27 protein-coding genes and 1 riboswitch are annotated in these 26,162 nt (G+C 71.8%); of the genes, 16 read left to right on the top strand and 11 right to left on the bottom strand.

Annotated elements, in window-relative coordinates:
- Window positions 1–191 precede the first annotated feature (191 nt).
- Window positions 192–470 (top strand): bacterioferritin-associated ferredoxin, encoded by a 279-nt coding sequence (locus ACGFY9_RS09535; RefSeq protein ID WP_393753158.1) that lies wholly within the window; start codon window positions 192–194, stop codon window positions 468–470.
- A 21-nt stretch (window positions 471–491) separates the two neighbouring features.
- Here ACGFY9_RS09535 and bfr read toward each other — a convergent pair whose 3' ends face one another.
- Window positions 492–968, bottom strand: a complete 477-nt coding sequence (bfr, locus tag ACGFY9_RS09530; RefSeq protein ID WP_019062355.1) for a bacterioferritin — start codon at window positions 966–968, stop codon at window positions 492–494.
- Between the two features lie 159 nt (window positions 969–1,127).
- Between bfr and ACGFY9_RS09525 the strand changes: the two genes are divergently transcribed.
- The 6 genes from ACGFY9_RS09525 (at window position 1,128) to ACGFY9_RS09500 (ending at window position 7,322) form a co-directional block, all read left to right on the top strand.
- Window positions 1,128–1,742: a sulfite oxidase-like oxidoreductase gene (locus ACGFY9_RS09525; RefSeq protein ID WP_393753157.1), complete on the top strand. Its 615-nt coding sequence runs from the start codon at window positions 1,128–1,130 to the stop codon at window positions 1,740–1,742.
- Window positions 1,743–1,947: 205 nt separating this feature from the next.
- Entirely contained in the window at window positions 1,948–2,616 is a 669-nt protein-coding gene (locus tag ACGFY9_RS09520) for a Crp/Fnr family transcriptional regulator (RefSeq protein ID WP_393753156.1), read from the top strand.
- 104 nt (window positions 2,617–2,720) lie between these two features.
- Complete coding sequence (locus ACGFY9_RS09515) at window positions 2,721–3,485, top strand: hypothetical protein (protein ID WP_393753155.1); 765 nt, start codon at window positions 2,721–2,723, stop codon at window positions 3,483–3,485.
- Window positions 3,482–5,698 (top strand): hypothetical protein, encoded by a 2,217-nt coding sequence (locus ACGFY9_RS09510; protein ID WP_393753154.1) that lies wholly within the window; start codon window positions 3,482–3,484, stop codon window positions 5,696–5,698. The genes ACGFY9_RS09515 and ACGFY9_RS09510 overlap by 4 nt, the downstream gene beginning before the upstream one ends.
- A complete protein-coding gene (locus ACGFY9_RS09505) occupies window positions 5,695–6,813 on the top strand; it encodes a hypothetical protein (protein WP_393753153.1) in 1,119 nt (372 codons plus the stop codon). The genes ACGFY9_RS09510 and ACGFY9_RS09505 overlap by 4 nt, the downstream gene beginning before the upstream one ends.
- Window positions 6,814–6,830: 17 nt before the next feature.
- Entirely contained in the window at window positions 6,831–7,322 is a 492-nt protein-coding gene (locus ACGFY9_RS09500) for a Pycsar system effector family protein (protein WP_393753152.1), read from the top strand.
- A gap of 14 nt (window positions 7,323–7,336) precedes the next feature.
- On the opposite strand, the gene ACGFY9_RS09495 is transcribed toward ACGFY9_RS09500, so the two are convergent.
- The 5 genes from ACGFY9_RS09495 to thiO form a co-directional block, all read right to left on the bottom strand.
- Window positions 7,337–8,218, bottom strand: coding sequence for a deoxyribonuclease IV (locus ACGFY9_RS09495; protein WP_393753151.1), 882 nt, complete (start codon window positions 8,216–8,218; stop codon window positions 7,337–7,339).
- Between the two features lie 34 nt (window positions 8,219–8,252).
- Window positions 8,253–10,187: a Stk1 family PASTA domain-containing Ser/Thr kinase gene (gene pknB, locus ACGFY9_RS09490; RefSeq protein WP_393753150.1), complete on the bottom strand. Its 1,935-nt coding sequence runs from the start codon at window positions 10,185–10,187 to the stop codon at window positions 8,253–8,255.
- A 236-nt stretch (window positions 10,188–10,423) separates the two neighbouring features.
- Window positions 10,424–11,218: a thiazole synthase gene (locus ACGFY9_RS09485; RefSeq protein WP_393753149.1), complete on the bottom strand. Its 795-nt coding sequence runs from the start codon at window positions 11,216–11,218 to the stop codon at window positions 10,424–10,426.
- Window positions 11,219–11,221: 3 nt separating this feature from the next.
- Window positions 11,222–11,422, bottom strand: coding sequence for a sulfur carrier protein ThiS (gene thiS / locus ACGFY9_RS09480; RefSeq protein WP_393753148.1), 201 nt, complete (start codon window positions 11,420–11,422; stop codon window positions 11,222–11,224).
- Window positions 11,419–12,582 (bottom strand): glycine oxidase ThiO, encoded by a 1,164-nt coding sequence (thiO, locus tag ACGFY9_RS09475; protein ID WP_393753147.1) that lies wholly within the window; start codon window positions 12,580–12,582, stop codon window positions 11,419–11,421. The genes thiS and thiO overlap by 4 nt, the downstream gene beginning before the upstream one ends.
- Window positions 12,580–12,691: riboswitch (TPP riboswitch) on the bottom strand. (Overlaps the previous gene by 3 nt.)
- Window positions 12,692–12,743: 52 nt before the next feature.
- Between thiO and ACGFY9_RS09470 the strand changes: the two genes are divergently transcribed.
- The 6 genes from ACGFY9_RS09470 (at window position 12,744) to ACGFY9_RS09445 (ending at window position 17,666) form a co-directional block, all read left to right on the top strand.
- On the top strand, window positions 12,744–13,082 hold the full coding sequence (locus tag ACGFY9_RS09470; RefSeq protein ID WP_393753146.1) for a hypothetical protein: 339 nt from the start codon (window positions 12,744–12,746) through the stop codon (window positions 13,080–13,082).
- Between the two features lie 44 nt (window positions 13,083–13,126).
- Window positions 13,127–14,356: an NAD(P)/FAD-dependent oxidoreductase gene (locus tag ACGFY9_RS09465; RefSeq protein WP_393753145.1), complete on the top strand. Its 1,230-nt coding sequence runs from the start codon at window positions 13,127–13,129 to the stop codon at window positions 14,354–14,356.
- A gap of 64 nt (window positions 14,357–14,420) precedes the next feature.
- Window positions 14,421–14,792 carry an Rv2175c family DNA-binding protein gene (locus tag ACGFY9_RS09460; protein WP_033284439.1) on the top strand — a complete coding sequence of 124 codons (372 nt, stop codon included), beginning with the start codon at window positions 14,421–14,423 and terminating at the stop codon, window positions 14,790–14,792.
- 118 nt (window positions 14,793–14,910) lie between these two features.
- Window positions 14,911–15,570, top strand: coding sequence for a thiamine phosphate synthase (gene thiE, locus ACGFY9_RS09455; RefSeq protein WP_393753144.1), 660 nt, complete (start codon window positions 14,911–14,913; stop codon window positions 15,568–15,570).
- A gap of 111 nt (window positions 15,571–15,681) precedes the next feature.
- Window positions 15,682–16,605, top strand: a complete 924-nt coding sequence (metF, locus tag ACGFY9_RS09450; protein WP_393753143.1) for a methylenetetrahydrofolate reductase [NAD(P)H] — start codon at window positions 15,682–15,684, stop codon at window positions 16,603–16,605.
- A gap of 56 nt (window positions 16,606–16,661) precedes the next feature.
- Window positions 16,662–17,666 carry a hypothetical protein gene (locus tag ACGFY9_RS09445; protein ID WP_393753142.1) on the top strand — a complete coding sequence of 335 codons (1,005 nt, stop codon included), beginning with the start codon at window positions 16,662–16,664 and terminating at the stop codon, window positions 17,664–17,666.
- Window positions 17,667–17,669: 3 nt separating this feature from the next.
- Here the strand turns inward: ACGFY9_RS09445 and ACGFY9_RS09440 are convergent, their stop codons facing one another.
- From ACGFY9_RS09440 to ACGFY9_RS09420, 5 genes are all read right to left on the bottom strand, one after another.
- Window positions 17,670–19,181, bottom strand: a complete 1,512-nt coding sequence (locus ACGFY9_RS09440; protein WP_393753141.1) for a phytoene desaturase family protein — start codon at window positions 19,179–19,181, stop codon at window positions 17,670–17,672.
- A gap of 45 nt (window positions 19,182–19,226) precedes the next feature.
- A complete protein-coding gene (locus ACGFY9_RS09435; protein WP_393753140.1) occupies window positions 19,227–19,865 on the bottom strand; it encodes a DUF4126 domain-containing protein in 639 nt (212 codons plus the stop codon).
- Between the two features lie 383 nt (window positions 19,866–20,248).
- Window positions 20,249–20,878, bottom strand: coding sequence for a TetR/AcrR family transcriptional regulator (locus tag ACGFY9_RS09430; RefSeq protein ID WP_393753139.1), 630 nt, complete (start codon window positions 20,876–20,878; stop codon window positions 20,249–20,251).
- Between the two features lie 62 nt (window positions 20,879–20,940).
- Complete coding sequence (locus ACGFY9_RS09425; RefSeq protein WP_393753138.1) at window positions 20,941–23,025, bottom strand: YhgE/Pip family protein; 2,085 nt, start codon at window positions 23,023–23,025, stop codon at window positions 20,941–20,943.
- On the bottom strand, window positions 22,997–23,689 hold the full coding sequence (locus ACGFY9_RS09420) for an ATP-binding cassette domain-containing protein (protein WP_393753137.1): 693 nt from the start codon (window positions 23,687–23,689) through the stop codon (window positions 22,997–22,999). The genes ACGFY9_RS09425 and ACGFY9_RS09420 overlap by 29 nt, the downstream gene beginning before the upstream one ends.
- Window positions 23,690–23,872: 183 nt before the next feature.
- On the opposite strand from ACGFY9_RS09420, the gene ACGFY9_RS09415 reads away from it, so the two are divergent.
- From ACGFY9_RS09415 to ACGFY9_RS09405, 3 genes are all read left to right on the top strand, one after another.
- Window positions 23,873–24,412 (top strand): SAV_6107 family HEPN domain-containing protein, encoded by a 540-nt coding sequence (locus tag ACGFY9_RS09415; protein ID WP_393753136.1) that lies wholly within the window; start codon window positions 23,873–23,875, stop codon window positions 24,410–24,412.
- A gap of 191 nt (window positions 24,413–24,603) precedes the next feature.
- Window positions 24,604–25,374 (top strand): methyltransferase, encoded by a 771-nt coding sequence (locus ACGFY9_RS09410; RefSeq protein WP_393753135.1) that lies wholly within the window; start codon window positions 24,604–24,606, stop codon window positions 25,372–25,374.
- Between the two features lie 277 nt (window positions 25,375–25,651).
- Window positions 25,652–26,050 carry a DUF3040 domain-containing protein gene (locus tag ACGFY9_RS09405; protein WP_327404724.1) on the top strand — a complete coding sequence of 133 codons (399 nt, stop codon included), beginning with the start codon at window positions 25,652–25,654 and terminating at the stop codon, window positions 26,048–26,050.
- The last annotated feature ends 112 nt before the right edge of the window (window positions 26,051–26,162 follow it).

Genomic DNA, 26,162 nt, shown 5'->3' with positions numbered 1-26,162 from the left:
CGCGCCTCCGGGGCGATCGGCTTTTCGTGCCGTTCCTGTTTTGTTTCTTTTTCTTGGGGGGGCGGGGGGGCCGCCACAACCCCCCCCCCCCCCCCCCCACGCCACTTTTACAGCTCCGGCGTGGCGGGTAAGGTTAGGTTAGCCTCACCGATTATCGGGATGGCACGACGACCTTCGATCCCGCCCGGGAGGTGACCCGCGTGTACGTCTGCAACTGCTTCGGTGTGACCGAGGCGCAGGTGGCGAGGCACGCGGAGGGCGGTGCCTGCACCCCCCGGCAGATAGCGTCGGCCTGCAAGGCGGGCACCGACTGCGGGTCCTGCGTACGCCGGATCCAGGCCCTGCTGGGCCGGGGCGCCTGCCCGCGCCGCGAGCTGTCCGACCAGGGCAAGCCGATGCTCGCCGAGATGGCCGGGCTGAGCGAACTGGCGGAGCTGACCGAACTGGCCGGACTGGAAGACGCGGCCTAGGGACGGTCCGTCGGGCAGGTGCTAACTGGGCTGCTCGATCTGCTGCGCGATGTACAGCGCCTCGCCGAGCTGCTCGATCAGCTGCAGCTGCGTGTCGAGGTAGTCGATGTGGTGCTCCTCGTCCTCAAGGATGTCCTCGAAGATGTTGGCCGACGTGATGTCGCCCTTCGTGCGCATCACCTCGATCCCGCGCTTGAGGCGGTCGATCGCCTCGACCTCCACCTGCCGGTCCGCCTGGAACATCTCGGTGACCGTCTGGCCGACCCGGACGTGGAACAGCCGCTGGTAGTTCGGCAGACCGTCGAGCATCAGGATGCGCTCGGTGATCTTGTCCGCGTGCTTCATCTCGTCGATGGACTCTTCACGCGTGTACTTGGCGAGCTTGGTCCAGCCGTTGTTGTCCTGGATGCGGTAGTGCAGCCAGTACTGGTTGATCGCGGTCAGCTCGCCGGTGAGCTGCTCGTTCAGGAATTCGAGGACCTCGGGGTCGCCCTGCATCGCAGAGGCTCCTTCCAGAAACGGGGGGAACTGGCGGGTTGCGCCGCATGATTGCACCGGCGCGAAGACGTCGTCCAGTAAGTGCATGCTTAGTATGAGTTGCCCGAATCCGCCCAGAGCCGGTCATGCGCACCGCCCCCGGTCTGTCAGGATGGAGTCATGGGTCAGAGAGGGGTCGAACAGCCCGAGCTTCCACCGGGCCAGCGGCTCCAGCGCGGCTGGCCGGTCACACACTACGGCCCGGTGCCCAAGTTCCGCCCCGAGCGCTGGGAGTTCAGGGTCTTCGGCGCCACCGCCGACGGCGACAAGCACTGCTGGAACCACGACGAGTTCACAGCTCTGCCCTACGACTCGGTAGTGGCCGATCTGCACTGCGTCACGAAGTTCAGCATGCTCGGCGCCGAATGGGGCGGCATCCCCGCCCGCACGATCCTGGACACCGCCCCGCCGGCCCCGGCCGTCACCCATGTCATGGTCTGGGCGGAGTACGGCTTCAGCGCCAACCTCCGCCTCGCCGACTTCGCCGCCGCCGGCACCATCTTCGCCACCCACAAGGACGGCGAACTCCTCACCGCGGAACACGGCTTCCCCCTCCGCCTGGTCGTCCCCCACCTGTACGCCTGGAAGGGCCCGAAGTGGGTCCGGGGCGTCGAGTACATGACGGCGGACCGGCGGGGGTTCTGGGAGGAGCGGGGGTACCACAACGTGGGGGATCCGTGGAAAGAGCAGCGGTACTCGTATCAGGAGGGGCCGGACGACGGCCCCGAACTCTGATGCCTCTCACTCGCCGTGGTGCCAAGGTCGCGTTCCGGTAACTGGGGGCGCATTCCGTGCCGAGAGCGCTACTCTGAGTGCCTCGCTTGGCGGGCGAGGCCACGGGCGGACTAGTTCACCTGGCCCTGCCGCATTCCGCTTGGCGACCACGGGGGATATCGGTCGGGGGACTACGGTGGGGCTGTTCGGCGAGCGCCATACCTTCATGGGCGGACTGGCTGCCGCTGATCGCGCGGCCCTTGCCGCGCTCGGCACCCGGCATCCGTACGCGTCGCAGGATCCCCTCATGGGCGAGGGGGAGCGCACCACGTTCGCCGTGGTCGTGCTCAGCGGCTGGTGCACCGTGTGGTCGACGACCGAGCGGGGCGGACGGCTGATCCTGGGGCTGCGTCAGGCCGGCGAGGTCGTCGGCGACATGGCGGCCCTCGACGGCCGACCGCGCAGCGCCTCGGTGAGCGCGCTCGGCCCGGTCACGGGCCTGGTCGTCACGGCGGAGCGGTTCCGCCGGTTCCTCGCCGAACGGCCGCACGCCAACGCCCTGTTGGTGGGACAGCTCACCGAACGGCTGCGCAGCGCCGACCACGAGCGCCGGGCCCTGGCCTCCATGACCGTGCTGCAGAGACTGTCGGAGCGACTGGTCGAACTCGCCGACCGCACCGGCCGGCCCGAGGGCACCGGCGTCACGATCAGACTGCCCCTCGCCCAGCACGAACTGGCCGCCTCCGTGGGATCCACCCGCGAGGCCGTGGCCAAGGCACTGCGACTGCTGCGCGAGCAGGGCCTGGTCCGCACCGGCCCCGGCACCCTGGCCGTCGCCGACCTGGAACCACTCCGGCTGCTGGCGAGCGGCGAGCACCGGGAGCGGGACACCTGAGGACACGCAAGTCCCGCGCTGTGTAAACGGCTACAGCGGCGACCCGTCGGTCCCGGGAACATCACAGGGGTCCGGGGTCGCCGGAACGGCAGGAGGGGAAAGTGATGGAGGGGCAAGCCGAGTACGGCTTCATCGTGAATCTGGACGCTCAGGGGTCGGGGCTGCTGTCCGACTCGGAGAAACCGGACATGCGGGCCAGACTCTACGAGGTGTCGGGCAAGGCCTTCGAACAGGCGGGCATCCGGGCGCCGCGCCTGTACCAGGAGGACCGGGGGGACGGGATTCTCAGCATCCTGACGTCCACCGTGGCGCCCAAGCGGGTGGTCGGCGAATGGCTGGAGTATCTCCACCAGAACCTGCGCGAGAGCAACGACCGGGCCAGGGTCCCGCTCAGACTCCGCGTCGGCATGCACATCGGTCCGGTCACCGCCGACGCCCACGGCCGCTCCGGCCGGGCCGTCGACCTGGCCTGCCGCCTCGGCGACTGCGATACGGCGAAGGCCGTCCTGGAACTGGCCCCGCAGGCCGCCCTGGTCGCGGTGGCCTCCGACCGGCTGTACGAGGAGGTCGTACGGCCCGGCGGGCGCTGGGTGGAGCCCGAGCACTACGCCGGCCGCGAGGTGAAGCTCAAGGAAGGCCCGCAGACCGCGTGGTTCATGGTCCCGGGGCTGCCGCAGCCGCCGTTGCCCGAACCCGGGAAGCCCTCGGTCGGCCCCTCCGGCCCCGCACCGGCCGCACCGGCCGCGCCGGAGGCGGCTCCCGGGCGCGTGATCAACAACCACAACCACGGCAGCGGGGAGATCATCAACAGCGAGCGGATCGAAACGATCAACATCGGCAGGTCCGCACACCCGGGCAGTGAGCGGTGAACGCGCAGAACCCGGCGCCCCCGGGGCCCAACCCGAAACCGAACCCCGGCGGGCAGCCCGCCGGAGCCGGGGCCCCGAACCCCCAGCAGGACCAGCAGCCGAAGGCCGAGCCCGTCGCCGGGTCCGAGCCGGCGCAGGACGTCATCGGGGGCGCGTCCGCCGACCCGCTGGCGGGGGAGGGACTGGGATCCGGCGCGGCGGCGTCCCGCGTCTACCGGTCTGCCGGACCCAGCTTCACCTCGCAGGGGTCGAGCACCCTGATCAGCGGCGGTTCCATCGGGGCCGTCAACCTGTTCGGACAGCACGGACCACGGCTCCTCGCGGGCCCGGTGCCGGAGGAGGAACTGCGCACACTGCGCCAGGTCTTCCAGGAGCCCGAGGGATACGGCGGACTCAAGGAGCAACTCCGGTCCCGGCGGCTGCTGTTGCTGTGCGGACAGCCCGGGACCGGCCGGATGTACACCGCCCTTTCCCTGGTGGACGACCTGACCCGGGGCAAGGTCTCCCGGCTCGACCCCGAGACCGATCTGGACGAGCTGGAGGCGGAACAGATCCACGAGGGGCACGGCTACCTCCTGGAGTCCTCGACCGCCGGACTGCCGGGCGAGGCAGGCCTGGACCGGTGGTGCGCCCTCCTCGGTGACCGCAAGGCGTACGCCGTCCTGCTGGCCGTGCCCGAGGTCGGCGACCTGTACTCCCAGGGCGGTCGCTACCACCGCCTCCACACCCCGGCCGCCGCCGCCGACGTACTGGAGAAGCACCTCGCGAACGAACTGGAGGACGTGCCGCCGTCGGCGCAGAGCACGGCACGGTCGGCCGCGACCGCCCCGGACGTGACCGCGGCGCTCGGCCTCGGTGAGCTCCGGCCGCGGGAGGCGGCCCGGTTCGCGGTGCTGGTCGCCAAGTACGCGCGCGGATCCCGTACCCATGCCGAACTCCTCGACGAATGCCGGGAGTTCGCCAAGGCGCAGGCCGCCGAGTGGTTCGTGGGAGGTCCGCGGTCCGAGACCCCGCAGCGGCTGCGGGACGCGGCCTACCGGATCGCCGTGGCGGTGCTCGGCGGGGCCTCGCTGAGCGCGGTCGCCGAGGCCGCGGAGATCCTCGCCTGGGAGCTGGCCGTCACCGTGGCCCCGGAGTCGACACCGGGCCGTCCGCTGTTCAGCGACGGTGTCGACGCCCGGCTTGTCTCCGCGCGCGCCGTGGCCGAACTCGGCGTGGAACAGGTCGGCGACGAGGACGTCCCGGTGCGCACGGTCCGGTTCCGGGGCGAGTCGCTCGCCGCCGCCGTCCTCATCCATCTCTGGGAGCACCGGCACAATGTGCGCGGTCCCGTGCTGCGCTGGCTGTCCGGGCTGTGCGAGGACGGCCGTCCCCAGGTCTGGGTCCGGGCCGCGGTCGCGGCGGGACAGCTGTGCCGGCTCGACTGCTCGCACACCGTGCAGGAACTGGTGCAGCCCATGGGCCAGGCCGACCAGCTCCGCCGCCGGGTCTTCGCCGCCAACGTGCTCGACGTGGCCGTGGCCTCCCCGGAGGTCGGCAGCGCGACCCGGGCCCTGGTCGCGCTCTGGGCGCGCGAGGGGGAGGAGAACCTGCGCTGGACGGCCGCAGCGGTGCTCGGCCGGGGCCGGGCCACCGTCACCGTCCGGGACTCGCTCGACCTCCTCGGCGGCATCGGCGTCTGGGAGGAGGGGAAGCTGAGGACCGTCGCCTCGGCCCAGGTCGCCCACTTCAGCGGCGCCAACTGCGACCCGGCGACCTTCCGGCGGATCCGCCTGTGGCTCTCCGACGAGCGGCGGCCGCACCAGGACCTCGGCCTGCAGAGCGCGATCTACCTGGCCGGCCTCTCCGTGGTCGACCTGTGGAACCAGCACCCGGACCTGGAGGGCTACGGCGACTGGCCGCTGATGCTGGCGCTGGCCGCCGTACGGCCCGAACTCGCCCCGGAACTCGCCGGGTTGCTGTGGACCGCGCTGCAGACCGGCCGGTCGTACGAGGCGGCCGTGGACACCCTGGCGGACTGGCTGCGCGGCTGCGCGGGCCGGGCCTGGGCGGAGCCGCTGGAGCGGTTCCTGCCGCTGCTCGTGCACGGGCCGGACGACCGGCACCGGTTGCTTTCACTGATCAAAGAACTGTCGGAAGACCCCGACAATCCGTTGGACGACCAGCAGGTCCGCCGCATGTGGGAGGCGGTCCAGGGAGCGGGAACACCATGAGCAACAACATGTGGGGCCAACAGGCCTGGCAGCCCCAGAACCCCCAGGGGGAGTTCGTCCTTCCGCACAACATCAGAGGCCCCTTCGTCACCGAGTTCACCCCGACGGGCCCCTACCGGCACCGCAGCAGCCAGGTCGCCTCGGTGCTCTTCTACCGCAACGGCGGACACAGCGTCGTCACGGTCCGCGGGGCCGAGCACCACAACAAACCCCTGATGGGAAAGCCGACTTCGGTCTGCTGGGTCGCCCGCGGCCAGCACCAGGTCTCCTTCCAGCTGGAACTTCCCACCTACGGGGACAAGTCACGCTTCAAGGCGGGCGCCGACGTCAACTGGGAGGTGCACAACTTCCATCTGGCCGCCGAGAAGCGGGTGGTGGACGTGGAGCGGATGCTCCGCCCGCCCCTTGAGGCACGGCTGCGCGGGATCAGCAGGCGGCACAACCTGGACTCCGCACAGCAGGCCGACGAGGCGATCCAGGACGAGCTGGCGAGCGGCCGCTGGAACGACTTCGGGGCCGAACTGGGCCTGTCCACCCAGGTGTTCATCCGCATCGACCTGGGCCAGGCCGCCTCCGACCACCATGCCAACATGGTGGCGGTGCAGTCGGACAGCGAGGTCCAGAGGGCCGTGGACGCCGCCAACAACGCGCGGATCGAGGCGAACATGGAGGTCGCCCGGGGGCTCATCGCCGCGGGCGAGGCCGAACAGTACGCCCACGTCCTGGCCCAGGACCCGTCCCGGGCGCAGGACATCCTTGGCGCGCTCCAGGTGCAGGCCCGGGAGCAGCGGCAGGGTGCCCTGGACTACCTCACCAACCTGATCAACCAGGGGGTGGTGCAGCGCCACCAGATCGACGACCAGGTACAGGCGCTCATCGACTTCAGCCGCACGGCCGCCCACGGTGTCTTCCAGAACGGACTGCCGCCCGCCCCGACCGCGCTGCCCGTTCCGCCGACCCCCCTCGCGCCGCCGGTCCCTCCGGTGCCGCTCATGCCGCCGCCGGCCGTGACGGGCGCTCTGCCGGTGCCGCCCGCCGCGCCGAAGCCGTACGCCGACGAGCCGCAGGACGCCACGCCGGACACCGGCACGGACGAGTCCGGCGGCCGGACGTGAACTCCCCGGAGCCCGTGATGCCGGACTCCGACACCGACGCCCGGTACGTCGCCGAACGGCTGCTGCTCACCGTGCGGGAGGACCTGGGCAGGGCGGATGTGAAGGCGTCCGTGCTGCTCTCCGGTGCCCTGGCGGTGCCCGCGCTGCTGATCGGCGGCGGCCGGGCGCCGGCCGGCGTCTCCGGCACCGGTCAGGTGCTGCTCGCGGGCGCCGCGGTGCTGTGGGCGGTCGGCACCGTCCTGCTGCTCGGGGTGATCCTGCCCCGCACCTGGACGGTACGCAGGACCGTGGGCCTGACGTTCTACGCCGACGCGGTCGAGGCCCGCGACGACCCCGAGGCACTGCTGCGCGGTGTCGCCGAGGCCGGCCGGGACCCGGTGCGCTGGCTGCTCACGCAGTTCCAGGACGTCAGCGTGATCCTCGCGGCGAAGTACCGCTTCCTGCGAGGGGCGTTGGCGCTGCTGGGCGCGGGGCTGGCGGTGGGGGCGTACGCGCTGGGCGCCGGCTGACGGCGGCCCGGGCGTCAGCCGTCCCGCAGCTTCTTCAGCCGCTCCACATCCGCCGCGTGCCCCTCCTTGCCGCCGGGCGTCTCGATGATCAGCGGTACGCCCGCGGTCGCCGGGTGGGTCATCAGGGCGCGGAACGGATCCTCGCCGATGTGGCCGGAGCCGATGTTCTCGTGGCGGTCCTTGTGGGCGCCGACGACGTCCTTGGAGTCGTTGGCGTGGATCAGTTTCAGCCGGCCTTCGCCGACCGTGTCCACCAGCAGGTCGAGGGTCTGGTGCATGCCGCTCGGGCCGGTCAGGTCGTGTCCGGCGGCGAAGATGTGGCACGTGTCCAGGCAGACGCCCAGCTTCGGGTGGGCGTCCAGCGCCTCGAAGTACGGTCCGAAGTCCCAGGTCCGCGAACAGAGCGAGGAACCCTGGCCGGCCGTCGACTCCAGGAGCAGGAACGGGTCGTCGTCGTGGGTCAACTCGTCGAGCAGCGGCAGCAGATGCTCGCGCACCTGGGCCAGGGCCACCGACCGCTCCCGCCCGCCCGTCGCGCTTCCGGTGTGCACGACGACACCGAGCGCGCCGATCTCCCGCCCGCGCCGCAGCGAGTGCCGTAGCGAATCAACGGACTTCTCCACGGTGGCCTCGGTGTGCGAGCCGAAGTTGATCAGGTACGGGGCGTGCACGTACGCCGGGATCGACTCGGCCTCGCAGGCGGCGCGGAACTCCTCGTCCTGGCGCGGGTTCCCGGCCGGTGTGGCCCAGCCGCGCGGGTTGGCGACGAAGACCTGCACGGTCTCGGCGGCCAGCTCACGGGCGTAGGACAGGCCCACGGAGTGGAGGCCGCCGGCCACGGGGACATGGCCGCCGACGGGGTTGCGGAAGACGGGGGAGGGGGACTCGCTGCTCACCCGTCCAGGGTGACACGCGCGCGTGCCGCCCCCGTCACCGGATGGTGATCGTGATCGTCGACCCCTTGGGAGCCTGTTCGCCCGCGTCCACGGACTGGCTCTTCACAGTGTCGCCGAACAGGCCGAGCAGGCCCCGGTCCTCCTTGACCTCGAAGCCGGACTGCTCAAGGAGCTTCGTCGCGGCGTCGACGCTCGCGCCGACCACGCTCGGGACCTCGACCAGCTCCGGGCCCTTGGACAGGGTCAGCGTCACCGTGTCGCCCTCGGCGGCCTGGCTGTCGCCGGCCGGGGTCTGCTGGGCGACCTGGCCCGCGTCGTACTCCGAGGTGATCTCGGTTTCCGACACCTTCACGGTGAGACCGGCCTCCTGGAGGTCCGACTTCGCGTCGTCCAGGTCCTCGCCGGTGACGTCGGGCACGTCGACCGCGCTGCCCTTGCTGACGGTCAGGGCTATAGCCGAGCCCGCGTGGCGCTCGGTGCCCGCCTCCGGGTCCGTGCTGATCACGAGGCCCTTGGGGACGTCGTCGCTGAACTCCCTGGTGACCATGCCGGCCGCCAGCCCGTCCTGCTTCAGCAGGGTCTGCGCCTTGGCCAGGCGGGTGCCGGTCAGGTCGGGGACCTTCACCGTCTCCGGGCCGTCCGAGATGGTCAGGGCCACCGAGTCGTTGTCCCGGATGCGGGCGCCGGACTCCGGGTCGGTGCTGATGACCGTGCCGCGCTTCACGGTGTCGGAGTACGCGTGGTCGACCTTCTTGACGTCGAGGCCGGTGTCCTTCAGCCGCTCCCTCGCCTGCGCCTCGGTCTTCGCCAGCAGCGGCGGGACCTTGGTGAACTGGCCGGAGTTGATGTACCAGACCCCCGCCCCGACCCCGACGATCAGCAGCAGGGCGGCGACGACCGCCAGCAGCCCGCGCCGGGGGAGCCGCGCCTCGCGCCGCCGGGGCGGCAGCGGCGGACCGCTCTCGAACCGGCTGGTCCGGTCGAACGTGTCACGCGGCTCGTCGTCCTCGTTGACCGGCAGCGGACGCGGCACGGTCAGCGAGCGCGGGATCACACTCGTACGGTTCTCGGCGTTGGGATACTCCGAGGTCAGCGCCTGCGGCGGCACCGCGTCCAACTGCTCGGCGCCCAGCCGCGACCGCGCCTCGCGGACAAGACCGAACAGCGCGACCGCGTCGTACGGCCGCAGGTCCGGGGTGCGCGCGGTGGCGGTGGCGACCAGCTCGTCCAGCTCGTACGCCAGCCCCGGCACGAGCGCCGAGGGCGGCGGGACGTCCTCGTGCAGGTGCTTGTAGAGCACGATCGCGGCGGAGTCCCCGTCGTGCGGCTTCTGGCCGGTGAGCATCTCGTACAGGACGACACCGCACGCGTACACGTCGACCCGGGGGTCGGCGGTGGTGCCCTCGATCTGCTCCGGCGCGAGATACGACACCGTGCCGAGCACGGACCCCGTGGTGCTGGTCACCGTGTCCACGGACCTGACCAGCCCGAAGTCGGCGACCTTGACCCGGCCGTCGTCCCCTATGAGCACGTTCTCCGGCTTCATGTCCCGGTGCACGAACCCGGCCCGGTGCGCGGCACCGAGCGCGGCCAGCACCGGCTCCAGGATGTCCAGCGCGGCCCGCGGCTGCAGCGCCCCGCGCTCGCGCAGCACGTCCCGCAGGGTGCAGCCGGCGACGTATTCCATCGCCAGATAGACGTACGACCGGTCGGCGCCCTGGTCGAAGACCTGCACCACGTTCGGATGCGCCAGCCGCGCCACGGACTTCGCCTCGCGGATGAACCGGTCCACGAAGTGGGCGTCGGCCGCCAGCGTCGGGTGCATCACCTTGAGCGCGAGAACCCGGTCCAGGCGGGTGTCCACGGCCCGGTAGACCGTGGCCATCCCGCCGACGGCGATCCGCGCGTCGACGCGATAGCGGCCGTCGAGCAACTGCCCGACGAGAGGGTCATGAAGGGTCGTATCCACGCAGGTGAGTGTACGAGCCAAGGCTGAAAGCACGGCCTTTTCGCCCGGTTTCGAGGCGGTACTGCAGCCGACCTGTGACGGATACCTCAGGGTGGGGCGGGTGTCTGCGGCCGGGCGCGGGCGGCGACCGGCAGCCGCCGACGGCGAGGACCCCCACGGGAGTGGTTCACCTCTTGGCCGACCGTAAACGGGTGGCGCGCGGGTGGGAGACGAAGCGGAAGTGCAGTACAGGGTGCCTAGAAAGCGGGCCGTTCAGGATCCAGTACCGCCAGGCCCTCCGCAGGAGAGGACGCTTCGGCGAAGTGCCTACGGGGGATACGCCCCGCCCGGAATGCCAGCCGCCCCGCCTCCACCGCGCTCCGCATCGCCGACGCCATCAACACCGGCTCCTGCGCCCGCGTCACCGCCGAGGCAAGCATCACACCGGCGCACCCCAGCTCCATCGCGAACGCCGCGTCGGACGCCGTACCCGCCCCCGCGTCCAGAATCACCGGCACGCGCGCGTGCTCGGTGATCAGCTGGAAGTTGTGCGGGTTGCGGATCCCGAGCCCCGAGCCGATCGGCGAGCCCAGCGGCATGATCGCCGCACACCCGACGTCCTCCAGCTTCCGCGCCAGCACGGGATCGTCGTTCGTGTACGGCAGCACCGTGAAGCCGTCGTCGACCAGGGTCTCGGCGGCGTCGAGGAGTTCGATCGGGTCGGGCAGCAACGTGCGCTCGTCCGCGATCACCTCAAGCTTGATCAGCGCGGTCCCCAGGGCCTCCCGCGCCAGCCGGGCCGTCAGCACGGCCTCGCCCGCCGTGAAGCAGCCCGCGGTGTTGGGCAGCACCCGGATACCGAGCCGCTCCAGGACGGACAGCACCGAGCCGTGCACGGACGTGTTGACGCGCCGCATCGCGACCGTCGTGAGTTCCGTACCGGAGGCCACCAGCGCGCGCTCCAGGACGTCGAGACTGGGCGCACCTCCGGTGCCCATGATCAGCCGGGACGTGAAGGACGTACCACCGAGGACGAAGAGGTCGTCGGCCATGGGTCAGCCTCCTTGGACGGCGGTGAGGACCTCGACGCGGTCTCCCTCGGAGAGGGACGTCGACGGCCACTCCGCGCGCGGGACGACGGTTTCGTTGAGGGCGGCGGCCACACCGGAGGGGGCCGGGACGAGGGACCGTACGAGCACGTCGAGGGGCGTGCCGGGAGCGATCTCCTGGTGCTCGCCGTTGACGGAGATGTTCATGCGGGCTGCTCCACGAGGTGCGTGCGGGCGAACCGCTTCGGGGTGAACGGGCGTGCCTCGTCCGGGAGTTCACCGGTACTGAGCGCGTGCGCCAGGGCGTCGCCGGTGACCGGTGTGAGCAGCACGCCGTTGCGGTAGTGCCCGGTGGCCAGCAGCAGTCCCGGCAGCGCGGTCGGGCCGAGCAGCGGCGCGTTGTCGGGGGACCCGGGGCGCAGTCCGGCCCGGGTCTCGGTGAGCGGCAGTTCGGTGATCCCGGGGACCAACTCGTGGGCGTCGCGCAGCAGTTCGTAGACCCCGCCCGCGGTCACGGTGGTGTCCCAGCCCAGTTCCTCGCTGGTCGCGCCGACGACCAGCTCGCCGTTCTCGCGCGGCACCAGGTACACCTGGCTGCCGCGCACCACGGCCCGCACGGTCCGGCTCAGGAACGGCGCGTGCCGCTCCGGCACGGTCAGCCGCAGCACCTGCCCCTTCACGGGCCGTACGGGCGGCAGGACGTCGTCCGGGACGCCTTTCAGCTGCCCGCTGAGGCTGCCCCCCGCGAGGACGACCTGGCCCGCGCCCAGCACCTCGCCCTCGCGCGTGACGACCCCCGTGGCGCGGTCCCGCTCGACCGTGAGCCGCTCGGCCCACGTCCGGTGGAAGACGACCCCGGCGCGCTCGCAGGCGGCCACCAGCGCGCCCGCCAGCCGCCGCGGGTCGACCTGGTGGTCCCCGTCGACCCTGAGCCCCCCGCGCACGCCCGGCGCGAGCATCGGCTCCAGGCGCCGGCACTCGCGCCCCGACAGCCACTCGGAGTCGAGCCCCGACTGGTGCTGCAGGGCGTGCAGTTCGCGCAGATGGGCGCGGTCGTCGGCGTCCAGGGCGACGGCGAGCGTGCCGCAGCGGCGGTAGCCGAGGTCGAGGCCGGTGAGGTCGGTCAGCTCGGCCGCGAAGTCCGGGTAGCGGTGCGCCGAGGCGAGGTTGAGGGCGAGCAGGGTCTGTTCGCCGTAGTGGAGTTCGGTGACGGCGGCCAGCATCCCGGCGGCCACCTGGGCGGCCCCGCCGCCCGGCTCCGGGTCCACCACGGCCGTGGCGAAGCCGCGTTGGGCCGCGCGCCAGGCCGTGACCAGGCCGATGATCCCGCCCCCGACGACGAGGACGTCTGACGTACGTGCAGGCATGGGCGTCCAGCCCCTCCCTTCGCCGGCATGACCCGGATCAGGTTCGTACGGTCGGAGGCCGCCAGCCTCCCTCTCAGCCCGGTACGTCCGGACTCCCGCGAGTGCTTTACGTTGGCCACCCTAGCCCGCTGTCACCTGTCCCAGTAAGGGAGCCTCTGTCCATGGCCCGCTCGCTCGACGGTCTCGTCCTCGCCCCCGTCGCGGACCAGGCCCCAGGTCAGGTCGGCACCCGCACCCGGTTCGCGTACCACGAGCAGGACGGCGAGATCTGGGCCGAATACGCGGGCGGCGACGTCCTACGGGGGCGTCTCGTCGGCACGCGCGCGGGGGACCGCATCGACTTCAGGTACGTGCAGTTGAAGACGGACGGGACGACGTCCTCCGGGCACTGTGTGTCCGAAGTGATCGAACTGCCCGACGGCCGCATTCGCCTCGAAGAGACCTGGGAGTGGGAGTCCCAGCCGGGAAACGGGACCAGCACTGTGGAACAGGTCACCTGACGCGCCCGCTGACTGACAAATTGTCAGGTGTCTATGGTGATCGAGTGAGCGAGCAGACGCGGGACCAGGGCACGGTGACAGGGCGGCGTGCGGTCGTCGTCGGCGCGGGCATGGCCGGGGTGCAGACCGCGGTCGCGCTACGGGACCAGGGCTTCACCGGCACCGTCACGCTGATCGGCGCGGAACCCCATCAGCCGTACGACCGGCCCCCGCTGTCCAAGGCCGTCCTGCTCGGCAAGGCCGAGGGCTCCGCCTTCGACGTCGACTTCGAGGCGCTCGGCATCGAAGTGCAGCTGGGGCGCGAGGTGGTGGGCGTGCGCCCCGCCGACCACGAACTGGACACCGCCGAGGGCCCGGTGCCCTACGACGTCCTGGTGCTCGCCACCGGCGCCGAACCGATCCGGCTGCCGGGCGCCGAGGGCATCCCCGGGGTGCATCTGCTGCGCACCCTGGACGACGCCGAGCGGCTGCGCCCGGTACTCGCGCGGCAGCACGACATCGTGGTCGTCGGCGCGGGCTGGATCGGCGCCGAGTTCGCCACGGCCGCGCGCGAGGCGGGCTGCGTGGTGACCGTCGTGGAAGCCGCCGACCGGCCGCTCGCGGGGGCGCTGCCCGCCGAGGTAGCCGCGCCGATGGCCGCCTGGTACGCCGCCGCCGGAGCCACACTGCGGACGCACGCACGCGTGGCGCACGTCGAGCCCGGCGAGGTGGTCCTCGACGACGGCTCACGGCTGCCCGCGGGCGCCGTCGTGGTCGGCATCGGCGCCCGCCCCGCCACCGCCTGGCTGACCGGCTCCGGCATCGAACTCGGCGCGCACCGCGAGGTCCTGGCCGACGACCGGCTGCGCACCTCGGTGCCGGACGTGTACGCGGTCGGCGACTGCGCCTCCTTCCCTTCGGGAAGGTACGGCGAGCGACTTCTCGTCCACCACTGGGACAACGCCCTCCAGGGCCCGCGCACGGTCGCCGCGAACATCGTGGGGGAGAGCCCGGCGGTGTACGACCCGGTGCCGTACTTCTGGTCGGAGCAGTTCGGCCGGTTCGTCCAGTACGCCGGCCATCACGCGTCCGCCGACACCACCCTGTGGCGCGGCGACCCGGCCACCCCGGCGTGGAGCGTCTGCTGGCTGCGCGGGGACCGTCTGGTGGCCCTCCTGGCGGTCGGCCGCCCCCGTGACCTGGCCCAGGGCCGCCGGCTGATCGAGTCGGCCACGCCCATGGATCACGCACTGCTGGCGGATGCTTCTCTCCCGATGAAGGCGGCTATCGCCTAGTTCGTCCCCCCGAGTCGGACCGGCCCGGCTTCCGACTGTCAGTCCGGGATGGCACGCTGTTTACGTGACCGAGATTGACGCAAAGATCGATGCTCTCGTCCCCGCCTGGCTCACGCTGCCCGACATCGCAGAGTTGCTCGATGTCGAGGTGACACGCGTGCGGCAGCTGGTCAAGGACGGCCAAGTCATCGCCGTACGCCGTGGTGAGAACCGCGCGCTGCACGTCCCCGCCGCCTTCATCGACGGGGCCGAGCAGAAGGTCGTCAAGGGCCTCACGGGGACCCTGACGCTCCTGCGGGACGACGGCTTCTCCGACGAGGAGATGCTGGAGTGGCTCTTCACCCCCGACCCCAGCCTGCCCGGCACCCCCGCGCAGGCACTGAGTGAGAATCGCGGCACGGAGGTGAAGCGCCGCGCCCAGGCGCTCGCCGTCTGACCCGCACGACCGAGAGGTGTACGGGCCGCGGCGACGCGAGGGCCTGCCCGACAATGCCCTGCCCGCGGCCCGTACGCGAGACCACCACACGACCAGCAGGACAACGGGGGACACACGCATGCCCGACACCGCCGCAGCCGCCGCCCGCGCGGAACTCGCCGACGCCCGGGTCTACCTCTGCACGGACGCCCGCCGACGCCAGGGCGACCTCGCGGAGTTCCTGGACGCGGTCCTGGCCGGCGGGGTCGACATCGTGCAGCTGCGCGACAAGGGCATGGAGGCCGCCGAGGAACTGGAGCACCTCCAGGTGTTCGCCGACGCCTGCGCCCGACACGGCAGACTCCTCGCGGTCAACGACCGCGCGGACGTCGCCCACGCCGCCGGCGCCGACGTCCTGCACCTGGGCCAGGGCGACCTCCCGGTCCCCGCGGCCCGCGCGATCCTCGGCGAGGACATCCTGATCGGCCGCTCCACGCACGCCGAGTCCGAAGCGGCCGCGGCCGCCGTCCAGGAGGGCGTGGACTACTTCTGCACCGGCCCGTGCTGGCCCACCCCCACGAAGCCCGGCCGCCACGCCCCCGGCCTCGACCTGGTCCGGTACACGGCCGCCCTGGGCACCGACCGCCCCTGGTTCGCCATCGGCGGCATCGACCTCGGCAACCTCGACGAGGTCCTCGAAGCGGGCGCCCGCCGCGTCGTCGTCGTACGGGCCATCACGGAGGCCGACGACCCGGGCGCGGCGGCGACGGAGTTCGCGAAGCGGCTGCGGCAGCTCTGACAGGCGTCCAGGAAGTCGCGCTGCTGTCCGATGGGTGGACAAGAGGGCGACAAAACAGGCAAATTCCCACTTCCGGTTGGGTGACCGCCGCCCCCTGACTAACCTGCGGGTATGGCCTTCGGAACCGCATCCACCAGGACTGATCGCGCACGCACCGTGCGGGACATGCTCGCGACCGGCAAAGCGACGTACTCGTTCGAGTTCTCCGCGCCGAAGACCCCCAAGGGCGAGCGGAACCTGTGGAGCGCGTTGCGGCGGGTCGAGGCGGTCGCCCCCGACTTCGTCTCGGTGACCTACGGCGCCGGCGGCTCCACGCGCGCGGGCACCGTCAGGGAGACCGAGCAGATCGTCGCCGACACCACGCTCACCCCGGTCGCCCACCTCACCGCGGTCAACCACTCCGTCGCCGAACTGCGCAACATCATCGGCCAGTACGCCGACGCCGGGATCCGCAACATCCTCGCCGTGCGCGGCGACCCGCCCGGCGACCCGATGGCCGACTGGGTGGCGCACCCGCAGGGGCTGACGTACGCGGCCGAACTGGTGCGGCTCATCAAGGAGTCGGGCGATTTCTGCGTCGGTGTCGCCGCCTTCCCGGAGATGCATCCGCGCTCCCCGGACTGGGACACGGACGTCGCGCACTTCGTCGACAAGTGCCGGGCCGGCGCCGACTACGCGATCACCCAGATGTTCTTCGAACCCGAGTCGTATCTGCGGCTGCGCGACCGCGTCGGAGCCGCGGGCTGCGCGACCCCGGTCATCCCCGAGGTCATGCCGGTGACCAGCGTGCGGATGCTGGAGCGGTTGCCGCAGCTCAGCAACGCCGACATCCCGGCCGCTCTGAAAGAGCGAATCCTCACAGCCAAAGACGATCCGGCCGCTGTACGCTCGATCGGAATCGAGTTCGCCACCGAGTTCTGCGCCCGGCTGCTGGCCGAGGGAGTCCCCGGACTGCACTTCATCACGCTCAACAGCTCCACGGCGTCACTTGAAATCTACGAGAACTTGGGCCTGCACCACCCACCGCAGGCCTAGACCGGTCGCTCCGGAATAGGACACACTGCGTAGCGGCCACTGGGAGAGGGGCGTACATGGGCTGGACGGTCCTCTACATCGCGTTCGGCATCGTCGCACTGTGGTTGCTCGGTGAGGTGCTGCTGCAGTACAAGGCACGCCTGCGCTGGCGGCTGCTCGCTTTCGTCGGCTTCCTGGGCGTCGTCCTCGGAGTGCTGATTCCCTCCGTCGTCGTGATCGGCCTGGGCGCCGTGGCCTTCGCCGTCGGCCAGACCTACGTCACCCTGTCGTTCCGCCGCGGCTTCGAAGCCGGCTGGGCGGTCTCCGGCCGGCCGGGCGCGGGCGGCACCAAGCGCCGCCGCGGTGAGCCCGACGAGCAGGACCCGAACCTGGACGTCTCCGGTCCCGAAGGGGCGGAGGACGGCTTCCAGGAGCACGGCCAGAACAAGGCAGCCTTCGGCCAGGACGACGACTACGACCGCGACGACGTGTTCACCCCGAACCGCCCCGTCGCCCCCACGGCCGCCGAGACCACCTCGGTCTACGAGCCGCAGCCCCTCCCGGACGACACCGGCTCCTACGGCGTGTACAGCGCCGCCGCGTACGCCAACGCCACGGACCCCAACTACGAGGGCACGGACCAGGCGTACGCCGCGGCGGCCGCGGGCCAGCCCCAGGACCAGGCCTACGCGGCGGCCGACCAGAACTACGGCTACGACAACAACTACGCGGGCTACGACCAGCAGCAGTACGGCTACGACACGACCGGCCAGCAGCAGTACGCCGCCTACTCCGACCCGTACATCGGCACCCAGACCTACGGCGGCACCGGTTACGAAACGGGCTACGACGGTCAGCAGCAGTATCCCCAACAGGGCTACACGCAGGACCAGTACGGCAACGGCGGCTACGGCGGCGAGACCCCGGCCGGCGGCGTGTGGGTCCCGCAGCAGCGCAACGACGAGACCTACGGCGGCGAAATGCCGCCGGAGCAGCAGTACCCCTACCAGGGCGACGGCCAGCAACAGCCGCAGCAGCAGCCGCAGTCGGGCCCCGGCTACGACGAGCAGTACCGTTTCTGAAGCCTACTGAGACCCCCTGAACCGGGGTCCTTCCACGATCAGTCCGGCGACCAGCGCCCCCGACATACCGGCGTGCGCAAGCCCGCCGCCGGGGTGGGACCAGCCGCCGACCCGGTAGAGCCCGGGCACGCGCGTGCTGTTCGCCGGGTGCAGGAAACGGCCCTGCCCGGCGGCGAGCGAGGGCGCGGGCACGGCGCCGAAGCGGGCGCCCGTCTCACCCTCCGTGTGTTCCGGGGTGCGCACCTCGTGCCACATGAGGCGCTCCCGCAGCCCCGGTACGGCCCGCCCGGCGGCCTCCAGGAGGAAGTCCGTGTACCGCCGGACCGTGCCCTCGTCGTCCCAGCCGGCCTCGCTCGACAGCACGGCGGAGACCACCGCGGACTCGTGGTCACCGTCCGGCCGGAGCGCGGGGTCGTCGGGGCGCAGCACCGTCACCGTGGGACAGCGGGGCTCGTCACCGCCGGGGGAGGCCAGGAGGTCCAACTCGGCCTCGCGGTCCGGGGCGTGGACCACCGTCCGGTGAACGGCCCCGTCCTCACGCGGGCCGCGCAAGGCCAGCAGCAGCGTGCACCGCACCGGCCGGTGTGAGTCCGCGTCGGCCCGCACATCGCCGTCCTCGTCCAGCGGACGCTCCGTCAGGGCCCGCAGCCGCGCGGGGTCCACGTCCGCCACGACATGGTCCGCGTCGGCCATGGTGCCGTCGGCCAGCTCAATCCCCGCCGCCCGCCCGTCCTTCTCCAGCACCCGGGTGACCTCGGCCCCGAAGACGAACTCGACCCTCCTCGCCACGCACCGCTCGTACACCGCGCGCGCCAACTCCCGCATGCCGCCCGGCACATACCAGGTGCCGAAGGCGTGCTCCATGTACGGCAGCACGGCCGCGCTTGCCGGAGCGGTCCGGGGATCGAGGCCGTACGCGAGCGCGTGGCTCTCCAGGAGGGCGGTCAGGCGCTCGTCGCGCAGCTCCCAGGCGCAGATCTCGGCGAGGGTGCCCGCCCGCCGGGTGCGCAGCAGCTTCTTGTGCGGGACCGCCGGATACGGCTCCTGGTCGGCCAGCACCGACCAGTTGGGCCACAGGGGCTCCTCCAGGAGCGGCCTGCGGGTGCGGTCCCAGGCCTCGCGGGCCCGGATCAGGAAGTCGCCCCAGCGCTGGCCCGCGCCGCCGCCCAGGGCCTCGTCCAGGGCCGTGACGACGCCCGCGCGGGACGCGTTCGGCAACGACACCTCCGTGCCGTCCGCGAAGACGTGCCGGGACGACGGGTCGACCTGGACCAACTCGACCAGGTCCTCCAGCGGCTCCTTGCCGGTCTTGATGAACAGGTCGCGGTAGACCGCGGGCACAGACAGCAGACCGGGGCCGGTGTCGAAGGAGAACCCGTCCCGCTCGAATCGGCGCACCGCACCGCCGTACGTCTCCGTACGCTCGTACACCGCCACCCGGTGGCCCGCGACGGCCAGCCGGGCAGCGGCCGCCATCGCGCCCATGCCGGCGCCGATCACCGCAATCCGTGCCATGCCCGCGACTTTATCGGCCGCCACTGACAGTCCGGTCGCGGGCGGTCACCAGGGGTCGTGGTCCGATGGCTGTCCGGGCGGGTGTCCCACCTGCGCGGCGAGCCGTTTCTCCTCCCGGCGCTGGGCCCGGCGGCGCAGGAACCGCCGGATCCGCGAGACCAGGAAGAACAGGACCGTGAGCCCGGCCACCAGCAGCACGGCCGCGATGATCGCCGCCGCCTGGGGATGGAACATCGCGAACGAGACGATCCCGCCGACGCCGAGGTCCTCCGCGAAGCTCATGATCACGTTGCTGAACGGCTCCGGCGAGGTGTTGATCGCCATCCGCGTCCCGGCCTTGACGGTGTGGCTGGCCAGCGCCGACGAACCGCCGATCAGTCCCGCCACGACATCGTTCATCGAACCGCTGTGGCCCGCGAGCACCGCCCCGACCCACGCCCCGGCGGCCGGCCGGATCACCGTGTGCACGGAGTCCCACAGGGAGTCGACGTAGGGGATCTTGTCGGCGACCGCCTCGCACAGGAACAGGACGCCCGCTGTGACGAGGACCTCAGGGCGTTGCAGCGACTCGGGGACCGCGTCGGTCACTCCGGTCGCGCCGAAGATCCCGAGCAGCAGCACCACCGCGTACGCGTTGACGCCGCTGGCCCAGCCGCTGGTGAAGACCAGGGGGAGTACGGACACGGAGGCGATAGTAACCACTCGGCAACATGGCGTCCTGGGCCTGAGTGCGTACGGCTGAGTATCCGTACCTAGGGAGTGAGATGAGTACGCGCGCGGATGGGGTGCGACCTGCGCGAACGAGAGAGTAGGGGCACGGAAAGGGGCGCGGCTCCGGTACCGCCGACACGGGGCGGCGGAACGGGGCCCGCGCCCTTGGCCGCTCCTTCCGCCGGACTCTCGGCGGAAGAGAGGCACGGGGGAACCCTGGGACTGACCAACGGGGGTTCCGACAGGGGGAACGTACGGGGGAGCACAAGGAGGCGCCGGTTCGGGGTGGCCCGCGGGGGACGCGGCCACAACGGACCGGCGCTTCTGCTTGTGACCTGTCGTCCTGTGACCTGTTGTCAGCGGCCGCCGCTGACCCGCCCCTGGAGCAGCCGGGACAGCGCCGCGTGGACGTCGTCCAGGGAGCGCTCCGGCTGGAACGACTGCCAGTCCAGGGCGGCCACCACGACCATGCCGATCAGCGCGGCCGCGGTCAGCCGGACATCGATCTCAGGGCTGAACTCGCCATTGGCCACGCCCGCGTGCAGCACGTCCTCGATCGCCGCGTTCACCTGCTGCCGTACCACCATGAGCGTGGACTGCCAGGCGCGGTTGGTGCGCCACAGCTCGGCCACGTAGAGCTGGGTGAAGGACGGGTAGCGGGCGATGAAGACGAGGCCCGCGCGGACCATCGCGTCCAGGGCGTCGACCTTGCTGCCGCCGTCCCGGGCCGTCTGCTCGGCCGCCTCCCGCAACGAGGCGGTGAGGAGTCCCACGCCGTGCCGCAGCAGCTCCTCGAAGAGGACGGACTTGCTGGCGAAGTTGTAGTAGACGGTGCCCTTCGCGACCCCGGCACGCTCGGCGATCTCGTCCACCGTGGTGGCGGAGAAGCCTTGTTCGGCGATGAGCGTGACGGCCGCCTCGTAGAGCTTCTGCCGGGTGGCCTCGCGGCGCGTGCTGCCGCCCGACGGGGTGCTGCTGCTTTCCATGGGCCTGATTGTCACAGGCCCGGCTGCCGCCGCGGGCACGGGTGTCGAGGTCCCGCGCGCGCTCACAGGCTCAGCTCCGGGTGCAGCCGGTCGAGCGTCCACACCTGGCGGCGGCGCGCCGACAGCGCGGTCAGCGCGAGCGCCCCGGCGGTGAAGGCGACGAGCACCACGCACGCGTGCCACACGGGTCCCAGGCCACCGCCCGTGATGAGCCTCCGTAGGGCCTCGACGACGTAACTCATCGGCAGGAAGGGGTGGATCGCGTTGAAGAAACCCGGACTGGTCTGCACCGGATAGGTGCCGCCCGCCGACGTCAACTGGAGCATCAGCAGGGCGAGTACGAGGATCCGGCCCGCCGCTCCGAAGCGTGCGTTCAGCCACTGCACGATGGCCGCGAAGCACGCCGTCACCAGGAACAGGAAGCCGACCGTGCCGGCCGCCCGCGCCATCTCCAGGCCGATCGCCCAGTGCAGTACGGCCATCAGGGCCACCGTCTGGAGCACCCCGACCGCGACCACCGGCAGCCAGCCCGCGAGCGCGATCCGCCAGGCCGAGGCACCGGCGGCGAGCGCGCGCCGGCTCATGGGCGCGATCAGCATGTAGGCCACCATCGCGCCCACCCACAGGGACAGCGGGATGAAGTACGGGGCGAATCCGGTGCCGTAGTTGGGCGCCTTGTGCAGGTCCTGGGAGGCCAGTTGGACCGGGTCGGCCATGACACCGGTGCGCTGGTCGCGGTCCTGCTTGTCGTAGTCCGGGATCTGCGCGGCGCCGTCGTGCAGACCGCCGGCGAGCTTCCCGGAGCCGTCGACGAGCCTGTACAGGCCGCCGTTGAGGTCCACGGCGCCCGTCCTCAGCCTGCCGACACCGGCGTCCAGGTCGGCGGCGCCTGCCTTCGCGGTGCCGAGCCCGGTGTGCAGGGTCTTGGCGCCCGCGGCCACCTTCGAGGCACCGTCGTTCAGCCTGTTGACCTTGGCCACGGCGTCGTCGAGGTCCTCGGAGAGGTGCGGGGCGCGGTCGGCGAGCGCCTGGGCCTGCGTCTGGAGCGTGGCCAGGTTCGTGTCGAGCTTCTTCAGGTCGCCGTTCTGGTCGGCGACCAGGCTGTTCACGTCGTCGGCGACCTTGGCCACGTCGGAGGCGGCCGTAGCGGCCTTCTTCAGGTCGGGGCAGGCGTCATCCTTCAGGACGACGCCTTCGCAGCGTGCCCTGTAGACGTCGTCCAGGGTGTCCGAGGCCGCGTGCGCGCCCTTGGCGGCGACCGGCGCCGTCTTCACCAGGACATCGAGGTTCCCGCGGATGGTCCTGGCGGAATCGGCGACCAGTTGGGCGGTGTCCCCGATGGTCTTCTCGTTGTCCTTGAGGAAGGGACCCACCTTGTCGGCGACCCCGTTGACCGTGTTCGCGAGGGTCTGCGTCCCCGCCGCCACCTGCCGCGAGCCGTCCTCCAGGTCGCCCGCGCCCGTGTCCAGCTTCTTCAGGCCCTTGGAGAGCTTGCCGCTGCCCTTCTTGGCGTCCTTCAGGCCGTCGGCGAGATCCTTGGAACCCTCCTCGGCCGTACCGATGCCGCCCTTGAGCTTGTCGGCGCCGTCCGCGGCCTTCACGGTCTGGCCGTGGATGTCGGAGAACGACACGAAGATCCGGTCCAGGAAGGTCCGCGAGGCCTTGGTGGACGCGGCCGACCGCACCTCGCTGAACACCGTCCGGGAGATCTGCCCGACGATGTAGTTGTTCGCGTCGTTCGTCCGCACCTGGAGCGCGCCCGTCTCCGGGGAGTCGCCCGCGCTGGAGGTGACGCGCTCGCTGAAGTCGGCCGGCATGGTCAGCGACAAGTAGTACGTGCCGTCCTCGACCCCCTTCCGCGCGGTGGCCGCACTCACCTCGTGCCAGTCGAACGTCCCGCTGTCCCGCAGCCCCTTGGTGATGTCGTCGCCCGCCGTGACCCTCTTTCCGTCGGCACTCGCCCCCTTGTCGTCGTTGACGAGCGCCACGGGGATACGGTCCAGGCGGCCGTACGGGTCCCAGAAGGACCACAGGTACAAGGCGCCGTAGAGCAGCGGCAGCAGCAGGAGGGCGACGAGCGCCGCGCGCGGCAGCTTCCCCCTGCCGAAGCGCCTGAGCTCAAGCGCGGCCAGTCGTGGCGCGTGCATCGGCCTTCTCCGTCCCCTCGGTGGACACCGCTACGACAGTCGTTCCGGAATCGGCGAGCGACCTCAACAGCGCCCAGATCTCTGCCCGTTCGGCATCCGAGAGCTTGAGGTCGACGTCGTCCACGCCGAGCAGCGCGGGCCGCCCGATGAGCGCAAGCGCGATGGACAGCCGCAATTCCTGCGGCCGTTCCAGATCCCGTACGGCGGTCCGCGCGCCCTTGGGCAGCGCCTCGCGGTCGAGCCCGGCGGCGGTCAGCGCCCCCTCGATCCGCAGCCCCGCCTCCACGGCGCGCTCGGTGCGGGGCCGCAGCAGCCCGCGTACCGAGTCCCCGAACCGCCGTTGCAGCAGCGCCCGTTCGCGCAGATGCTCGCCGACGGTCAGCGCCGGTTCGAGGTCGGTGACCCCGGCAACATTGGCCAGCGCGCTGACCCGCCGCACGGCCGCCGACTGCTTCGGGAGCGTGAACTCACCCACGGCGGCGGTCCCTTCGGACGCCTTCATCCGCCCGGTGAGCGCGAGCAGCAGACTCGTACGTCCGGACCCGGACGGCCCCTCGACGGCGATCAGCGAGCCGGGCCCGGCGTCCAGGGAGACCCCCCGGAACGCCCAGCCACGCGGCCCCTCGACCCCGAAGTCCTCGGCTGTGACACCGACCCCGCTCACGGTTCCCCGCCCCCTGCCCCAAAGCCAACTTTTGAACTGACTGGTCAGTGCAAAAAGTAGCCCGAACCTTCGATCGAAGCAAAAGCGCAGGTCAGAACGGATTGTCAGTGCCATACCCCACGATGGGGCACATACGGCACTACCTGACTGGGCGTGCCGTCACACGACGACAGGAGGTTCGTCATGGCCAACTCGTCCGCAGCCGCCGCCCGTCGGCGCCGCGCCTCCGGCCCTGCCCCCTCACTGACCGGCCCGGCGAGCGACGTGCACCCCGTGCTCCGCCGGGCCACGGCCCCACCAGCCGCCCTCGACCTCCTCGCCCAGGCCCGCGCGGGTCTGGACGAGGCAGCCGTCCTCGAAACGTCGAACGAGCGCTACGCCACGGCCCACTTGGCCGCCCTGCGCACCGCCGCCGCGGTACTCGCCGCGCGCGTCCAGCCCGAGCCCACGGCCCGGCGCCGCGGCCGTATCCGCAGCGCCTGGGAAGTGCTCCCCGAGATCGCGCCCGAACTCACCGAGTGGAGCGCCCTGTTCGCCTCCGGCGCCCGGCGCCGCGCGCGGGCCGAGGCGGGCATCCAGGGCGCGGCGACCCGCCGGGACGCCGACGACCTCATACGCGACGTGGCGATGTTCCTGCGCCTGGTCGAGCGGGTGCTCGTCCTCCAGCCGGTCCTGCCCCAGCCACGCCAGGACCCGGAGCGGCCGGGGGACCGCGCGGGGTGAGCAGCGCCCCAAAGGGGCGCGGGGCAGTATCGATATGCTGCTCCGCCGCGTGAGACACATGACCAGGTACGGCACCGGAGGCAATAGGGTGGAAGGCGCCTGAAGCCTTCCCTCCGCCCGCACCCGGGCCGGGGAGGCAGCCCGTTCGCTCCGCCGTGCACAGGCGGTGCCGCGCCGAGGAGTCAACTGCCGTGTCGGACCCGAGCCGCCCCCGCGCCTCCCTCCGTACCGCCGTGGTCTGGGACGTCCTTCAGGACGCCCTCGACCGGCGGGTCAAGGCCACGGGTCGGGACGCGCTGGACGTCCTCGACACCGGAGGCGGCAGCGGCAACTTCGCGGTGCCCGTCGCCCGCCTCGGGCACCGCGTCACCGTCGTCGACCCCAGCCCGAACGCGCTGTTCGCGCTGGAGCGCCGCGCCGCCGAGGCCGGTGTCGCCGACCGCGTGCGGGGCGTCCAGGGCGACGCGCACGGCCTCTTCGACGTGGTCGAGCGCGGCGGCTACGACGCGGTGCTCTGCCACGGCGTCCTGGAGTACGTGGACGACCCCGCCGAGGGCGTCCGCACGGTGGTGGCCGCGCTGCGCCCCGAGGGCGTCCTCAGCCTGCTCGCCGCCGGGCTCGGCGGTGCCGTGCTCGCGCGCGCTCTCGCCGGCCACTTCAAGGAGGCCCGGCAGGCCCTCGACGACCCGAACGGCCGCTGGGGCGAAGCCGACCCCGTCCCGCACCGTTTCACCGCCGAGCAGCTCGCCGCGTTCGTCGAGGGCGCGGGCCTCGACGTCGGCGCCGTGCACGGGGTGCGGGTCTTCGCCGACCTGGTTCCCGGCGTCCTCGTGGACACCGAGCCCGGCGCCCTGGACGCGCTGCTGAAGCTGGAGGCCGCGGCGGCCGAGCTCCCGGCGTTCCACTCCGTGGCCACGCAGCTTCATGTGCTCGGCGAGACCCGAGGTGCCGGAGAGGCGTGAGTGGCCTCCCGTGCCGGACCCCTGATCAGGGGCTCGACAGCACATGGAGTACGCCACAGGCCCCCCGATCGGGGGCCCGGCGCCGTATGATCGAGGGAGACCGCCCGGCATGACGGGACGGCTCCTGGGGAATGGAAGCCTCAGCGAGTCGGAACGGCCATGGCGGGTTCCGGTTGGCCAATTGGCGTAGAGGGGCGGGTTTCACGGGGGCGATTCCCTGCCTATCCTGAAGGGACCCCCCGGGTCGCCCCGGCGACTGCACGATGAGGAGGACTCCGTGCCGCTCTCGGAGCACGAGCAGCGAATGCTTGAGCAGATGGAGCGAGCGCTGTACGCCGAAGACCCCAAGTTCGCGACAGCGCTCGAAGGAAGCGGCCTGCGCACGTACACCCGGCGACGGGTCTACCAGGCAGTGGCCGGCTTTCTCGTAGGTATCGCGCTCCTCATCGCCGGCATGGTCACGCTGCAGATTTGGGTCAGCGTGGTGGGATTCCTCGTCATGCTGGGCTGCGCGGTACTCGCCGTGACCGGTTGGCGCAAGGCCCCCAAGCCTGGCGAACAGCCTGCCGCAGGCGCTCCGCACGCCCGCAGCCAGGGACGGCAGCGGCGCTCGGTGATGGATCGTATCGAGCAGCGCTGGCAGCGCCGCCGCGACGAGCAACAGGGCGGCCAGTAGCAGCACCCGGCCCCGCGGAAGCAGCACACGCGGCGCTCCTCAAGACACGAGTGAGGGGGTGACCACCGAACCGGTGGTCGCCCCCTCCTGTATGCCCTGCTGTGTTTCTTCA

It is taken from the genome of Streptomyces sp. NPDC048504 (genome assembly GCF_043200035.1).
In the GTDB taxonomy this organism is placed as follows: Bacteria; Actinomycetota; Actinomycetes; order Streptomycetales; family Streptomycetaceae; genus Streptomyces.
This window is presented reverse-complemented; position numbering and strand designations above follow the sequence as displayed.